Raw genomic sequence first — 14,634 nt, 5'->3', positions numbered from 1 at the left:
TTCAGGCGCGCTGCGAACGACGCGATGCGGCAATCCCGATCAGGCCCAGGCCGGCAAGCATCAACGTAAGCGCTTCCGGCTCGGGCACGACGCCGGTGACGAATTGAGCGCTCAGAAAGGCGCCCGGGGAAATCGACTGATCGGTCCAGGAAAACTCAGCAAATGTCGGTCCGACTGTCACGGTGACATTGCTCAGGATCGTGACCAGCACAATATCCTTCAGCACGACGGACGGGCCGAATTCGAGGCCGGACAGCTTCAGGGTCATCTGTTCCCGCGCGTCCCCGCAACTGCGGATGCCGCAGAAGTTGCCCGGCGAACTCAAGGAGAACCCTGAGTCGGAATAGTCGAACGGCAACCTGCCACCGACCAGACTGCCCTCTACGCCAGCGCCGACGACGGCGGAGAACCGGCCGTAATCAGCCGTTTCCGCGTGCAGCGCAGTGGTAACGATATCGCCGTTGAGGCCGGCTGCCGCAGGAAAGGAAAGCGCGACGCCGAGCGTCGCCAGGCCAAGCAGGCTGGGAAATTTCATTGGGTGCCTCGCATTACGATCCGCAACACAGCCGCGGCAAATCAGAGGGAAGGAATATCGATCTGAATGCAAGCAGAGAACGAGCCAATAGCGGAAAAAAATAACAAAGTCGCATCAAATCAGTGACCTCGCAGACGCCTTCCGCTCGCCTCCCGGGTCAACGTCACCCGGGCTGGTGCGAATGTAAAAAGCGTCGACACAATCCAGGTGCGCCGGCTCACCTTCACCGGACGGCGATGCATACACCGTCACACACGACCTTCTGGCCGCTGCGGATCTTGGCGGTCTTGCGGGTTTCGGTCTGCCCGTCCACCTGCACGTCTCCCCGAGCCACCCGCACCTTCCCTTCTCCGCCACTGCTGGCGAGGCCTGCAAGCTTCAAAAGATCGCACAGCGCTACGTATTCGCCGGTCAGCGTAAAATCAACGGTTTGCATGGACATCCTTCAGTAAGAACGCAGACGTTCGACCGCCTGCGCAATGACGGCTCCGGTCTTGGCGAAGCAGAAGCGGATCAGCCGCGCATCGTGGCCGTCGTGGTGGAAGGCCGACACCGGAATCGCCGCCACACCCGCTTCGCGCATCAGGCGACGCACGAAGGACTGATCCGGTTCGTCGCTGATGGCGCGATACGACGCGAGCTGAAAATAAGTGCCGGCGCAGCCCGGCAGTTCGAAGCGCGAGCCGGCCAGACCGGCGCGGAACGCGTCGCGCTTGGTCTGGTAGAAACGGCCCAGTTCAAGGTAGCGCGAGGGCTCGGCCATGTAGTCGGCCAGCCCGAGCTGGCAGGGTGTATTCACTGCGAACACGTTGAACTGGTGCACGCGGCGGAACTCGGCACTCAGTGCAGGAGGGGCGCACACGAAGCCGACCTTCCAGCCGGTCACGTGGAAGGTCTTGCCGAAACTCGACACCAGCACGGTACGCGCCGCAAGTTCGGGAAGCCGCGCGGCACTGGCGTGTTCGCGTCCGTCGAACACGATGTGTTCGTACACCTCGTCGGAAATGACCACGATGCCAAGGCCGTCGCACAACCGCGCCAGCTGGCGCTGGTCATCGATCGACCATGCGGCCCCGGTCGGGTTGTGCGGTGTGTTGGTGATGATGAGCCGGGTACGCGGCGTGATGCAGCGCGCCACCGCGTCCCAGTCCGGCAGGAAATGCGGCGCTTCGAGGCGCACGAACACCGGTGTGGCGCCCGCGAGCCGGATGCCCGGCAGGTAGCTGTCGAACGCCGGCTCGAATACGATGACTTCGTCGCCCGGCCCGGCGAAAGCGGTGATCGCCGTATAGACCGCCTGGGTCGCACCGGCAGTGATCGTGATTTCTTCTTCGGCGTCGTAGTCCGCGCCATACACCGCGCGCATCTTCCGGGCCACTGCCTCGCGCAGCGCCGGCTGGCCGGTCATCGGCGAATACTGGTTGCGCCCGGCCCGCATGTGCGCCGCCACCGCGTCGAACAGCGGCGGATCGGCGCTGAAGTCGGGAAACCCCTGGGCGAGGTTGATCGCACCGCAGGCCTGCGCCTCGCGTGAAATGATGGTGAATATCGTCGTGCCGACGTCGGGCAGTTTCGACGTCAGATGACCGGGGAAATCCTGCATGGCGGATGTCTGTGTCGTGGATCAACCGATTATGCTTGAAGCCCCGCCCATCCCCATCCGACATGTACGACACACCCAGCCCGCTGCGCCTCGATGGCGACCGTCTGTTCATCCTCGACCAGACCCTGCTGCCATTTGCCGAGCAGGAGGTGGCCCTTGAAACCGGCGCGCAGGCGGCCCGCGCCATCGCGACGATGCAGGTCCGCGGCGCACCGCTGATCGGTGCCATCGGTGCTTTCGGCCTGGCAATGGCGCTGCGCGACGCAGCCGACGATGCCGCGCTCGACGAGGCGGTGCGTGCCCTCGGCGCAACCCGCCCGACCGCGGTCAATCTTGCGTGGGCGCTGCATCGCGTCGCCACGCTTGTGCGGCCGCTGCCACCGGCCGCGCGCGCCGCTGCAGCCTGGCGCGAGGCGCTCGCGATCTGCGATGAAGACCGCGCCGCCAACCGGCGCATTGGCGAACTGACGCTCGAACTGATGCAGGCGATCACGCCACGGATCAAGCCACAGTCGGGCCGCCTGAACCTGATGACCCACTGCAACGCGGGCTGGCTGGCGACGACAGGCTGGGGCACGGCGCTGGCCGGCATCTATCTCGCACACGCCGCGGGGATCGACCTGCACGTGTGGGTCTCGGAAACCCGGCCGCGCAACCAGGGCCTGCTGACCGCATGGGAACTGGCCGGCGCCGGCGTGCCGCATACGGTCATCGCCGACAACGCCGCTGGCCAGCTGATGCGTGAGGGGCAAGTCGACGCAGTCATCATCGGCGCCGACCGCGTCGCCGCCAACGGCGACGTTGCCAACAAGGTCGGCAGCTATCTGAAGGCACTGGCGGCACGCGACAGCGGGCTGCCGTTCTGGGTCGCCGCGCCCTGGTCGACGGTGGATGAGGGCTGCGCTGGTGGAGCGTCGATTCCGATCGAGGCACGCGACGGCGACGAACTGCGCGTGGTGCGCGGTGCGGCCGGCCGCGTCCGCCAGCTCGGCCCGGACAGTCCGGTCGCCAATCCGGCATTCGACATCACGCCGGCGCACCTTGTGACGGCGCTCATCACCGAACGCGGCATCGTTTATCCGGCTGGGGGAATGCCTGAGGGCGTGCCTGAGGGAGTCCATTTCGCAGGCACCCGTGCAGAATGATCCACAGAACTTCAAGTGAATTCTAGAAGCGTGAAACTATTGACTGTAAAGACTATCAGCGATGTTGCATCGCGAAACACCTGATCCATCGTCAATTTTTAATGTAAACCCGCTTGTATTCTGGGCTCCGGTCAGGATAATCCACCGGTAATCCACAATACAGGGGCACACCCTGATGAACGAGGTCAGCGGCAGCGATGTGCTTGAGGCAGCGCGCCGGTTGGAAGTTTGCGGACTTAACCGCGGTGCGGCTGGCAACGTCAGCGCGCGCCGCGGTCCCGCATTCCTGATCACCCCGAGCGGGCTCGAACCTGCGGAATGCACCGCTGACGACATCGTGGAAGTGTTCAGTGATGGCCGCAGCAGCGGCTGCCGCAAGCCTTCTTCGGAATGGCGCATCCACCGGGACATCTACGCCGCCCGCGCCGACGCGGATGCCATCGTGCATGCGCACTCGCCGTTCGCCACGGCGCTCGCCTGCATCGGCGAATACATTCCGCCCTTTCACTACATGATCGCCCGCTTCGGCGGCAGCACCGTGCGCTGCGCGCGCTATGCGACCTTCGGCGAGCAGGCCTTGTCCGACGCGGTACTCGACGCCCTGCCCGGCCGCTGCGCATGCCTGATGGCAAACCACGGCATGCTCGTTTTCGGACGCAGCCTGCACCACGCCGTCGCGCTCGCAATGGAACTCGAAACGCTGTGCGAACAGTACTGGCGCACGCTGCAGGTCGGCAGGCCGAAACTGCTCGACGACGACGAGATGGCGCGGGTGCTCGGCAAGTTCGCGGATTACGGCCAATGAACGTGAAGCCCGAGCGGCGCGCACCGGTTCAAGAACGGCGCTTCGGAGCCGTGAACCCTGTCAGCCTCCGGCGGTGCAATCCGGCGGCGATTCGCCCCTGATGCCGAGTCCGTCAATGCCCACCAGCCTCCTTTCACACGGCGCCACGCCGCACAGCGAGAACGCAGAACGCCAGGTCGAGGCGGAACTGGTTGCGCTCGCCTACCGGCTGACACCGTTCACGCTGGTGATGGCGATTGTGCTGGCCGGCCTGATCTGGGGCGTGCTGCACAAGGTCGTCGACATCAATGCACTGACCACCTGGCTGGTCGCCATGGTGCTGATCAACGTCGGCCGCTTCGGGCTCATCATGGCGTGGCGGCATGTCGCGCCGGGCGTCAACGAAACGCTGATCTGGAAGTGGCTGTTCATGCTGGGCGTGTTCGTCGCCGGCTGCGGCTGGGGTGCGCTCGGTGTCGCCCTGATGCCGCCGCCCGGACACCCTTACGAAATGGTGGTGCCGCTGTGTCTGGTGGCCGTGGCGGCAGTCGGGCTGTTTTCGCTCACCGGCATGTGGAAGGCCTATGTGCTGATGGCACTGCCGGCATTGCTGCCGACCGCCTTCTTCTACCTGCTTTCGCCCGAACCGGAACGCGAAGTGCTCGGCGGCTTCATCCTGCTGTTCCTGCTGATTGCGGTCGTCAACGCCAAGCGCTTCCAGAAGAACACTGCAGAATTCATTCGCCTGCGCCTTCATCACGCGCATGTAGCGAAGGAAAACGAAGAAGCCAAGGAAGCCGCCGAGCAGGCCAATCAGGCGAAGAGCCAGTTCCTGGCCAACATGAGTCACGAAATCCGCACGCCGATGAACGGCGTGCTGGGCATGGCGCAACTGCTGCTGCGCAGCGAACTGAATGGCGAACAGCGGCGCTATCTTGAAACGCTGTATCGCTCGGGCGAAAACCTGCTCGACCTGCTGAACGACATTCTCGATCTGTCGAAGATCGAGGCCGGCCGCTTCGATCTGGTACGCAGCGAATTCGACCCGCGTCGCACGCTGCGCGAAGTGACCGAACTGCTCGGCGCACAGGCCCGCGAAAAGGGTCTTGCGCTGGCGCTCGACGTCGATGACGCGGTGCCCGGCCGGGTCGAGGGTGATCCGGGCCGGCTGCGTCAGATCGCGGTCAATCTGATCGGCAACGCCATCAAATTCACCGATCACGGCGGCGTGTTCGTCACGCTGCGTGTTCACTCGATGGACGATGACCTGATGCTGCATCACCGCCCGACCACCGGTGCGGTGCGCATGGTGATGGCCGTACGCGACACCGGCATCGGCATTACCGAACCGGACCAGGCGCGCATCTTCGATGCCTTCGCGCAGGCCGACAACACGGCGTCCCGCCGCTTCGGCGGTACCGGTCTGGGCCTCGCCATCTCCCGGCAGCTGGCTGAAATGCTCGGCGGCGCCGTGACCTTGCGCAGTGCAGCGGGTATCGGATCGACCTTCACGCTGTCGTTGCCGTGCAAGGTCGTGAGCACCGGCATGGAAGAAGCCCAGCACAGCCTGTCCCTGCCCAATCTGCCCCGCCTGTCCGGTACCGTGCTGCTGGTGGAAGACAGTACGGTCAATGCCGAAGTCGCGTCCAACATGCTCGAAGCCTTCGGCCTGCGCTGGACGCTGGCGCGCGACGGCCGGCAGGCACTGCAGGAGCTCGAGCACGCTCGCTTCGACCTTGTGCTGATGGATTGCCAGATGCCGGGCATGGATGGCTTCGAAGCCTGCGAACGCATTCGCGACCGCGAACGACTGGTCGGCCTGCCCGCGACACCGCTGATCGCGCTGACCGCGGGTGCCAACGACGGCGACCGTGAAAACTGTATCGCCGCCGGCATGGACGACTATCTCGCCAAGCCTTTCCGCGAAGACGATCTGTACGCCATCGTGCGCAAGTGGCTGCCCGACAACGCGGTATCCGGAACCGGCACGATTTCGGTCGATGCCATCAGCCAGCACGACCGCGCCCGTTTCGCCGCGCTGTACGAAAAGGAATCGCAACGCAACGTGGTGGCCATGCAGGAAGCCCTGCGCAGCCACGATGACCACACCCTGCGCCGTGCCGCGCACACGCTGAAATCGCTCGCGGTGCACGCCCAGGCCTTCGACCTCCACGACACGATGCGCAGGCTCGAGGCAGCGGCAGTCGAAAAGGACTGGGCACTGGCGACCGCGCTGGTGCCGATCGCCAGCCGCATGCAGCTCGAATCGGTTCGCCGGGTCGCCGAATGCAGCGCCGACGGTGAGTCGGGCGGCGGATCGCTGCCCGGTGCGGTGGACATCCTGGTCGTCGATGACGATGAAGCGGAACGCTTCCTGATGCGCCGGTCGCTGGAAAACGCCGGCTGCACCGACGTGCGCGAAGCGGAAAGCGGCGAGGAAGCGCTTTTGATGGTCGGCCAGCAGTGCCCGCACGTGGTGCTGCTCGACGGCCTGATGCAGGGCATGGATGGCATTGCGACGTGTCGGGCACTGCGCGAGCACTACGCCCCGGAGCGATTGATCATCGTCATGCTGTCCGGCATCGAAGATCCCAACTGGCAGCGCGCCGCGCTTGATGCCGGTGCCAGCTGCTTCGTCGCCAAATCGGTGTCGCGCGACGCGCTGATGGAGGCACTCGCCACCAAGCTGGCCGAACTCGACCGCCCGCTGCGCAGTCGTATGCGTGGCAGGCCCCGCCTCAGCGTCGCCTGAACGACGCGTCGCCGCCTGCGTGCGGCGCGACACTCCGGGAGCGCGCCATGAACAAATCACTGATCCCCCTGCTGTTCTTCCTGTGCGGCAGCGCGTCAGCGATCGATGTATCCGAAGTGCCCGCCGACAAGCGCACGACGCTCGATCGCTATCTGACGGCCGCGGAAGCGCACCGGATGGTCAGCGAACGTGCCGCGAACGTCCTGTTTCTCGATGTGCGCACCCAGGCCGAGGTGAGCTATGTCGGCGCACCGGCAGGCATGGATGCCAACATTCCTTTCATGCTGGTCGATTTCGACCACTTCGACACCCGGTCGCGCCGCTTCACATTGCACAAGAATCCATCCTTCGTCAGTGCCGTCGAGGAGCGCCTCAAGGCCAAGGGCCTCGACAGGACGGCCGATGTGGTGTTGATCTGTCGTTCCGGTGACCGCACGACGCGCGCCGTCAATGCGCTGGCAGCGGCTGGTTTTACCCGCGTGTGGACGGTGATCGACGGGTTCGAGGGCGACACCGCGTCGGCGGGTGCGGATCGCGGCAAGCGCACCGTCAACGGCTGGAAGAATGCGGGCCTGCCGTGGACCTATGCACTGGACAGCTCGCAGGTCTGGCTGCCCGCAGGCACGCGCTGATCAGCGGCCGGGCAGCATGCGCGACAGCAGACCGTCGCGATCGATGAAGTGGTGCTTGATCGCGGCCAGGATGTGCCCGATCACGACCGCCATGAAGAAATAGTTCAGGAAGCGGTGCACCAGCAGCAGCGCGCCACCCAGAGTCTCGTTCTTGTCCAGCAGATCGGGCAGCGGCAGCACGCCGAACCACACTGTCTGGAACCCCTTGGCCGAACTCATCAGCCAGCCTGACAGCGGCGCGGCAATCATCAGCACATAAAGCAGATGATGTCCGGCGGCGGCAGCCCTGGCCTGCCATGCCGGAGTACTGCTCGGCAGAGCGGGCGGCGTGTGCGTGACGCGCCAGCCCAGACGCAGCAGTACGAACAGGAACAGCGTGACGCCGGCCCACTTGTGATACGAGTACAGCTTGAGTTTTGTCGGCGACAGCGCTAGTTCTGTCATGTACAGGCCGAGCCCGAACATGCCGAACAGCATCAGTGCAATCAGCCAGTGCAGGGACATTGCGGTGCGGGTGTAGCGCATGGTTTTCCTTTTTGGGGTGGCGTCGCAGACTTTGCCGACCCGGGGTTCGATGGCCGGGCGCCGGCCCTGGTCTGTCATTGTCGCAGCCCGGCAGTTCCCGTACGACACCGGCACGCGCACAACCGAACGCGATGCACGCTTCAGAGGCTGATCTGCGTGCCCAGTTCGACCACCCGGTTCGGCGGCAGATGGAAGTAATTTGCCGGCCCCTCAGACTGCCTGAGCATCCAGCCAAACAACGCGCGGCGCCACGTCGACAGGTCGCCGACGCCTTCGACGACGGTCGAGCGCGCGACGAAATAGGTCGTATCCATCGCCTCGAGCTCCAGCACCTCGGGAGGCAGCGCCTGCAGCGCTTCGGGTATGTCAGGCTCCTCGCGGAAGCCGTAGCGCACTTCGATCGCCCAGGTGTTGTCGGCCAGCCGTTGTACGGTCATCCGCTGTTCTGCCGCCACCCGCGGCACTTCTTCGATCCGTACGTGCAGGAACAGCACGGACTCGTGCAACACCTTGAAATGCTTGAGGTTATGGAACAGCGCACTGGGAACGGTTTCCGGATCCGAGGTCAGATAGATCGCAGTCCCCGCTACGCGCGGCACCTCGGGAATCGGGCTGGCGAGGAAATCCTCCATCGGGATGTTGATACGCCGGCGCTCGCGCGCCAACAACTCGCTGCCGCGCTTCCAGGTGGTCAGCATGGTGAACAGCGCGGCGCCCAGCAGCATCGGCAGCCAGCCGCCATCGAGGAACTTGGTCAGGTTGGACGCGAAGAACAGCAGTTCGATGACGAAGAACACCCCCAGCACGGCCAGCAGCGCCATCTTCAGGCGCCGCTGCGACATGCTGGTGATGAAGATCATCAGCAGCGTCGTGATGATCATGTCACCCGATACGGCGATGCCGTAGGCCGCCGCCAGATCGCTGGAGGTGTCGAATTCGAGCACCAGCACGACCACGCCGATCAGCATCATCCAGTTTACGGCCGGAATGTAGATCTGCCCGCGTTCCGTGTCGGAAGTGTGCAGCTGGCGCAAGCGCGGCAGATAACCGAGCCGCGAGGCCTGTGCGGTGATCGAGAAGGCGCCGGAAATGACCGCCTGCGACGCGATGACCGTCGCCATCGTCGCCAGCAGAACCAGCGGCAGGCGCAGTGCCTCGGGCGCCAGATTGAAGAAGGGGTTGCTGACCGTTTCGGAGGCGCGCAGCACCAGCGCGCCCTGACCGAAGTAATTGATCAGCAGCGCGGGCGACACGATGAAATACCAGGCCAGCCGCACCGGTCGCTTGCCGAAATGCCCCATGTCGGCGTACAGCGCCTCGCCGCCGGTCAGCGCCAGAAACACGGCACCGAGCAGCAGGAAAGCCTGCGCGGGATTATCGATCGCGAACACGATGGCGTAGGTCGGGTCGAGTGCGCGCAACACGTCGGGCGTCTGCACGATGCTGTTGATCCCGAGCAGGGCGAGCACCGCGAACCACACGATGGTGATCGGTCCGAAAAAGCGGCCGACCAGCGCAGTCCCCTTTCGCTGCACCGAAAACAGCACGATGATGATGACGATGGTGATCGGCTCGATCCAGTGCTCGAGCGTCGGCGCCACGACGGCCAGCCCCTCGACCGCCGACAGCACGGAAATGGCGGGCGTGATGACCGCGTCGCCGTAGAACATTGCCGCGGCGAACACGCCGGCAGCCGTCACTGCTGCCACCCGCCGGCGCACGCCTGCACGGGCGGCCCGCTGCGCGAGCGACGCCAGCGCGAGCGCGCCGCCTTCGCCGTCGTTGTCGAAACGCAGCACGATGAACACGTACTTGAACGAAATGATCAGCGTGACGGACCAGAACAGTGCCGACAGTGCAGCCAGCACGTTCGCTTCCGACAGCGGCAGGCCGTGGCTACCGGTGAAGGCTTCCTTGAAGGCGTACAGCGGACTGGTGCCGATATCGCCGAACACCACGCCCAGCGCCGCCAGCATCAGCGGTCCGAGCGCCTTCGCGCCGTCTGTTTGTCGAGTCATTTCTGCGTCGTGGAATGACAGGTCGCCGATATTGCGCCGCAACATTTGCAAGATCAAGCGATCGAGCGCACATCCTGCGACACATTTGCAACAATCACCCCGACTTCCAGAATCCGACTCACCATCGCCCCGCACACCATGGACGACACCGCTGACCTGCTGTCACTGCGCAACCTGATCCGTCAGTTCGTCGATGAACGCGATTGGGCGCAGTTCCACACCCCGAAAAACCTTGCGATGGCCATGAGCATCGAAGCTGCCGAAGTGATGGAGCACTTCCAGTGGCTGGCCACCGGCCATGAGCTGGCGGACACGAAGAAGCGGGCAGTCGGCCACGAACTGGCCGATACACTGGTGTATCTGGTTCGGCTGGCGGATACGCTGGACATCGACCTGCCCGCCGCCGTCGCCGAAAAGATGCAGATCAACCGCGACAAGTACCCCGCCGAGCGGGTGCGCGGCGACGCGCGCAAATACGACGAATACGAGTGAGGCAGCCGGCAACCGTTTCCGCGATAATCCCGGCCTTCGCCGACCGCTGGCTATTTGATTTTTCGCGGTGCGCGAACCTCGACGTACCGCGGCGCTCTACCCGCCCATGACTTCATCGCCCTCGCTGCTGGACTCACTTCTGCGTCCGCTGCCCCGCCCACGCCCGTCCAGCCGCGTCGACTGGCCGCCGTTGCCCGGCGGCGCCCAGGCGCTCGCGCTCGCCGGACTGGCACGCGGTGCCAGCGCACCGCTGGTCGTCGTCGCGGCTCGGCCGATGGACGCGCAGCGTCTGCTCGACGAACTGCGCTGGTTCGCGCCGTCCTTGCGCAGCTTCCAGTTGCCCGACTGGGAAACCCTGCCCTACGACCAGTTTTCGCCGCACAACGATCTGGTATCGGAGCGGCTGGAGACGCTGTACGCATTGATGCGCGGCGAACTGGACGTGCTGGTCGTACCCGCCTCGACCGCGCTGTACCGGCTGGCTCCGCGCGAATACCTCGCCGCGCACACCTTCTTCGTCAAGCAGGGCGAAAAGCTCGACGTCGAGCGCCTGCGCCTGCAACTGACGGTGGCGGGCTACGGCCCGGTGACCCAGGTGGTGGCCCCGGGTGAATACAGCGTGCGCGGCGGCCTGGTCGACCTGTATCCGATGGGCGCCGCCCTGCCCTACCGCATCGACCTGTTTGACGACGAAGTGGAAAGCATCCGCACCTTCGACGTGGACACCCAGCGCACCGTGTTCCCGACCAAGGAAATCCGCCTGCTGCCGGCGCGCGAATTCCCGATGGACGACAAGGCGCGCACCGCCTTCCGATCGCGCTTCCGCGAAGCTTTCGAAGGCGATCCGTCGAAGTCCGTCATCTACAAGGATGTGTCGAACGGCGTACCGACCGCCGGCATCGAGTACTACATTCCGCTGTTCTTCGAACACACCGACACGCTGTTCGACTACCTGCCGGCCAACGCGCTGGTGGCGCTCGATGCCGAGGTGAACGACGCCATCGCCGATTTCTGGCGCGACACGAAAAGCCGCTTCGACCTGATGAAGGGCGAACGCGCGCGCCCCATCCTGCCGCCGGCCGAGCTGTTCCTGTCGGAAGAACAGTTCCACGTATCGCTGGCCAACCGCGCCATCGTGCGACTGGGGCGCGGCGCACCGGACGAATCGGCGGGTGCGTCGGCATTGCCGGAGCTCGGCATCGAACGCAAGGCGGCCGACCCGCTGCACCGGCTGCGCGCGCAGGTCGCGGCACAGCGCGTCGTGGTGATCGCCGAGTCAGCCGGGCGCCGCGAAACGCTGATCGACTACTTCGCCGAATACGGGCTGGCGAGCGCGCCGGTCGACGGCTTCGACGCCGCCATCGCGGCAGACGCCGCCCTGACCGTCGCCATCGGTCCGCTGGTCGAGGGCTTCGCGCTGTCTTCGCCCTTGATCGCGCTGGTGACCGAAACCGAGCTGTATCCGACGCAGGCGCGTTCGCGCGGCAAGCGCGACGGGCGCAAGGTCACGGCGGAAAACTTCCTGCGCGACCTGACCGAACTGAAGATCGGCGATCCGGTGGTGCATCTTCAACACGGCATCGGTCGCTACATCGGCCTGACCCACATGGATCTGGGCGAAGGCGAAACCGAATTCCTGCATCTGGAATACGCCGACGGCGACAAGCTGTACGTGCCGGTGTCGCAGTTGCACCAGATCAGCCGCTACAGCGGTGCGCCCGGCGACCAGGTGCATCTGCACAAGCTTGGTTCCGGCCAGTGGGACAAGGCCAAGAAACGCGCCGCCGCGCAAGTGCGCGACACGGCCGCCGAATTGCTGGCGCTGTATGCGCAGCGCTCGGCGCGCAAGGGCCACATCTTCGGTTTCAAGCAGCACGACATGGACGCCTTCGCCGAAGGTTTCGGCTTCGAGGAAACGCCGGACCAGATGGGTGCGATCACCGCGGTGGTCGGCGACATGACGTCCGGCCGGCCGATGGACCGCCTGGTGTGCGGCGACGTCGGTTTCGGCAAGACCGAAGTCGCGCTGCGCGCCGCCTTTGTCGCGGTGGCCGACGGCAAGCAGGTGGCCGTGCTGGCGCCGACCACGCTGCTGGCCGAACAGCACTACCAGACCTTCAGCGACCGCTTCGCCCAGGTGGCGCACGAATGGCCGGCGCGCATTGCCGAAATTTCGCGTTTCAAGAGTGCCAAGGAACAGACGCAGGCGCTTAAAGAAGCGGCCGAAGGCAAGATCGATGTGCTCATCGGCACGCACCGCCTGTTGCAGAAGGACGTGAGCTTCGCCCGCCTCGGACTGGTCATCATCGACGAAGAGCACCGCTTCGGCGTGCGCCAGAAGGAGGCGCTGAAGTCGCTGCGCGCCGAGGTCGACGTGCTCACGCTGACCGCGACGCCGATCCCGCGCACGCTGGCCATGTCGCTCGAAGGCATCCGCGACTTCTCCGTCATCGCCACCGCGCCGCAGAAGCGGCTCGCCATCAAGACCTTCGTCAGCCCGTGGTCGCGCGGGCTCATCCGCGAAGCGGTGTTGCGCGAATTCAAGCGCGGCGGCCAGGTGTATTTCCTGCACAACGAGGTCGACACCATCGAAGAGATGGGTTCAAGACTCGCCGACCTGCTGCCCGAGGCGCGCATCGTCATCGGTCACGGCCAGTTGCCGGAGCGAGAGCTGGAGCGCGTGATGCGCGAATTCACGCAGCGCCGGCATAACCTGCTGCTGTGTACGACCATCATCGAAACCGGCATCGACAACCCGAATGCCAACACCATCATCATCAACCGCGCCGACCGCTTCGGTCTGGCCCAACTGCACCAGTTGCGCGGCCGGGTCGGGCGCAGCCATCACCAGGCCTACGCCTACATGCTGACCGACGCGCACGCCAAGCCGACCGAACAAGGCCGGCGCCGGCTCGAAGCCATCACGATGATGGAAGAGCTGGGTTCCGGCTTCTATCTGGCGATGCACGATCTGGAAATCCGCGGCGCCGGCGAGGTGCTGGGCGAATCGCAATCCGGCGAAATGCAGGAAATCGGCTTCAATCTGTATACCGACATGCTGAAAAGCGCGGTCAAGTCGCTGCAGCAGGGCAAGGACGCCGACCTCACGCAGCCGCTCGAGATCGTGTCCGAAATCAATCTTCACACGCCGGCGCTGCTGCCGACCGCCTACTGTCCGGACGTGCACGAACGCCTGACGCTGTACAAACGCCTGGCCAACTGCGAAACGGCCGACGACGTGTCGGCACTGCGCGAAGAGCTGGTCGACCGCTTCGGCCAGATGCCCGACCAGACGCGCGCCCTGCTCGAAACGCACCGGCTGCGCATCGCCGCCAAACCGCTCGGCATCACCAAGATCGACGCGCACGACACGATGATCCTGGTCACCTTCGTGCCCAACCCGCCGATCGAGCCGATCCGCATCATCCAGCTGGTGCAGAAGGACCGGAACTTCAAGCTAGCCGGTCAGGACCGGCTGTCGTGGAAGCGCTCCAGCGTCGATCTGGACGCCCGCGTGGCGGGCGTGCGCGAGTTGATGAAGAAGCTTTCGGGCTGAGGCCATCGTCCAGGCGTTTCGACTGATTCACCCGATCGCACAGCCGCCAGGACCTTGCAGGTTGGGCTGAGCCAACGGCGATGCCCAACGAGCCCCCGTCGATCACGCACCAGCGCCGGCCGAAGGACGGCGTTGGGCATCGCCTGCGGCTCAGCCCAACCTACGACGTGCTGATTTACCTGACTGCGCGAGGGCCGCGGACTGTGTTGGGCATCGCCTGCGGCTCGCCCCAACCTACGGCGTGCTGAACCACCCAATCCCCATGGTCAGCACAGGTAGGTTGGGGTGAGCCGCAGGCGATGCCCAACAACCACACGTCGATCGCTCGCCACGTCCGAATGGAAAGCGCTGATCACGGCAAGGTCTGGTCTGCGTTGTCCTGGTCCGGCGCTTGCACTTAATGGAACATGACCCTGGCCTGCGCCTGCATTTTCAAGTCCGGGAACGACCAGGCTGACGGCACGCGCAGGGCGCGGCCTGATCGAAGCATGCTTGAAGGAAGCGCGGCCATCGCTACCGCCTGTGGCGCCACGCCGTCGGCCAGCCGTCTCACCGACAATTGTGCCCATGACCGACGCCGGCTCGACCTTGC

At 65.0% G+C, this 14,634-nt stretch carries 11 protein-coding genes; 6 read left to right on the top strand and 5 right to left on the bottom strand.

Annotated features, from left to right (window positions below):
* Position 1: 1 nt before the first annotated feature.
* The 3 genes from Q8R75_RS03125 to Q8R75_RS03115 all read right to left on the bottom strand — a co-directional run bounded on the left by Q8R75_RS03125 (position 2) and on the right by Q8R75_RS03115 (position 2,138).
* The gene (locus Q8R75_RS03125; protein WP_305614703.1) at positions 2 to 535 is read right to left on the bottom strand and encodes a PEP-CTERM sorting domain-containing protein; all 534 of its coding nucleotides are present in this window, start codon (positions 533 to 535) and stop codon (positions 2 to 4) included.
* 223 nt (positions 536 to 758) lie between these two features.
* Positions 759 to 971, bottom strand: coding sequence for an RNA-binding S4 domain-containing protein (locus tag Q8R75_RS03120; RefSeq protein ID WP_305614704.1), 213 nt, complete (start codon positions 969 to 971; stop codon positions 759 to 761).
* A gap of 9 nt (positions 972 to 980) precedes the next feature.
* Complete coding sequence (locus Q8R75_RS03115; RefSeq protein WP_305626130.1) at positions 981 to 2,138, bottom strand: methionine aminotransferase; 1,158 nt, start codon at positions 2,136 to 2,138, stop codon at positions 981 to 983.
* 62 nt (positions 2,139 to 2,200) lie between these two features.
* On the opposite strand from Q8R75_RS03115, the gene mtnA reads away from it, so the two are divergent.
* The 4 genes from mtnA to Q8R75_RS03095 all read left to right on the top strand — a co-directional run bounded on the left by mtnA (position 2,201) and on the right by Q8R75_RS03095 (position 7,451).
* Positions 2,201 to 3,283, top strand: coding sequence for an S-methyl-5-thioribose-1-phosphate isomerase (gene mtnA, locus Q8R75_RS03110; RefSeq protein ID WP_305613442.1), 1,083 nt, complete (start codon positions 2,201 to 2,203; stop codon positions 3,281 to 3,283).
* Positions 3,284 to 3,458: 175 nt separating this feature from the next.
* Positions 3,459 to 4,088 (top strand): class II aldolase/adducin family protein, encoded by a 630-nt coding sequence (locus Q8R75_RS03105; protein WP_305613443.1) that lies wholly within the window; start codon positions 3,459 to 3,461, stop codon positions 4,086 to 4,088.
* A gap of 115 nt (positions 4,089 to 4,203) precedes the next feature.
* Positions 4,204 to 6,819 (top strand): response regulator, encoded by a 2,616-nt coding sequence (locus Q8R75_RS03100; protein ID WP_305613444.1) that lies wholly within the window; start codon positions 4,204 to 4,206, stop codon positions 6,817 to 6,819.
* Positions 6,820 to 6,866: 47 nt separating this feature from the next.
* Positions 6,867 to 7,451 carry a rhodanese-like domain-containing protein gene (locus Q8R75_RS03095; RefSeq protein WP_305613445.1) on the top strand — a complete coding sequence of 195 codons (585 nt, stop codon included), beginning with the start codon at positions 6,867 to 6,869 and terminating at the stop codon, positions 7,449 to 7,451.
* On the opposite strand, the gene Q8R75_RS03090 is transcribed toward Q8R75_RS03095, so the two are convergent.
* Positions 7,452 to 7,976, bottom strand: a complete 525-nt coding sequence (locus Q8R75_RS03090; RefSeq protein ID WP_305613446.1) for a cytochrome b — start codon at positions 7,974 to 7,976, stop codon at positions 7,452 to 7,454. It abuts the gene before it with no gap.
* A 140-nt stretch (positions 7,977 to 8,116) separates the two neighbouring features.
* Positions 8,117 to 9,994: a potassium transporter Kup gene (locus tag Q8R75_RS03085; protein ID WP_305626131.1), complete on the bottom strand. Its 1,878-nt coding sequence runs from the start codon at positions 9,992 to 9,994 to the stop codon at positions 8,117 to 8,119.
* Between the two features lie 138 nt (positions 9,995 to 10,132).
* Here Q8R75_RS03085 and Q8R75_RS03080 point away from each other — a divergent pair, with 138 nt between their 5' ends.
* A complete protein-coding gene (locus Q8R75_RS03080; RefSeq protein WP_305613798.1) occupies positions 10,133 to 10,486 on the top strand; it encodes a nucleotide pyrophosphohydrolase in 354 nt (117 codons plus the stop codon).
* 106 nt (positions 10,487 to 10,592) lie between these two features.
* Positions 10,593 to 14,042, top strand: a complete 3,450-nt coding sequence (mfd, locus tag Q8R75_RS03075) for a transcription-repair coupling factor (protein ID WP_305613799.1) — start codon at positions 10,593 to 10,595, stop codon at positions 14,040 to 14,042.
* The last annotated feature ends 592 nt before the right edge of the window (positions 14,043 to 14,634 follow it).

Source organism: Methyloversatilis sp., assembly GCF_030696805.1.
GTDB lineage: Bacteria > Pseudomonadota > Gammaproteobacteria > Burkholderiales > Rhodocyclaceae > Methyloversatilis.
This window is presented reverse-complemented; position numbering and strand designations above follow the sequence as displayed.

Excerpts from the sequence above, each read along its gene's own strand:
- Q8R75_RS03090 (WP_305613446.1), bottom strand. The coding sequence starts at position 7,976 with ATGCGCTACACCCGCACCGCAATGTCCCTGCACTGGCTGATTGCACTG.
- Q8R75_RS03115 (WP_305626130.1), bottom strand. The coding sequence starts at position 2,138 with ATGCAGGATTTCCCCGGTCATCTGACGTCGAAACTGCCCGACGTCGGC.
- Q8R75_RS03095 (WP_305613445.1), top strand. The coding sequence starts at position 6,867 with ATGAACAAATCACTGATCCCCCTGCTGTTCTTCCTGTGCGGCAGCGCG.
- Q8R75_RS03085 (WP_305626131.1), bottom strand. The coding sequence starts at position 9,994 with ATGACTCGACAAACAGACGGCGCGAAGGCGCTCGGACCGCTGATGCTG.
- mfd (WP_305613799.1), top strand. The coding sequence starts at position 10,593 with ATGACTTCATCGCCCTCGCTGCTGGACTCACTTCTGCGTCCGCTGCCC.
- Q8R75_RS03120 (WP_305614704.1), bottom strand. The coding sequence starts at position 971 with ATGCAAACCGTTGATTTTACGCTGACCGGCGAATACGTAGCGCTGTGC.
- mtnA (WP_305613442.1), top strand. The coding sequence starts at position 2,201 with ATGTACGACACACCCAGCCCGCTGCGCCTCGATGGCGACCGTCTGTTC.
- Q8R75_RS03080 (WP_305613798.1), top strand. The coding sequence starts at position 10,133 with ATGGACGACACCGCTGACCTGCTGTCACTGCGCAACCTGATCCGTCAG.
- Q8R75_RS03105 (WP_305613443.1), top strand. The coding sequence starts at position 3,459 with ATGAACGAGGTCAGCGGCAGCGATGTGCTTGAGGCAGCGCGCCGGTTG.
- Q8R75_RS03100 (WP_305613444.1), top strand. The coding sequence starts at position 4,204 with ATGCCCACCAGCCTCCTTTCACACGGCGCCACGCCGCACAGCGAGAAC.
- Q8R75_RS03125 (WP_305614703.1), bottom strand. The coding sequence starts at position 535 with ATGAAATTTCCCAGCCTGCTTGGCCTGGCGACGCTCGGCGTCGCGCTT.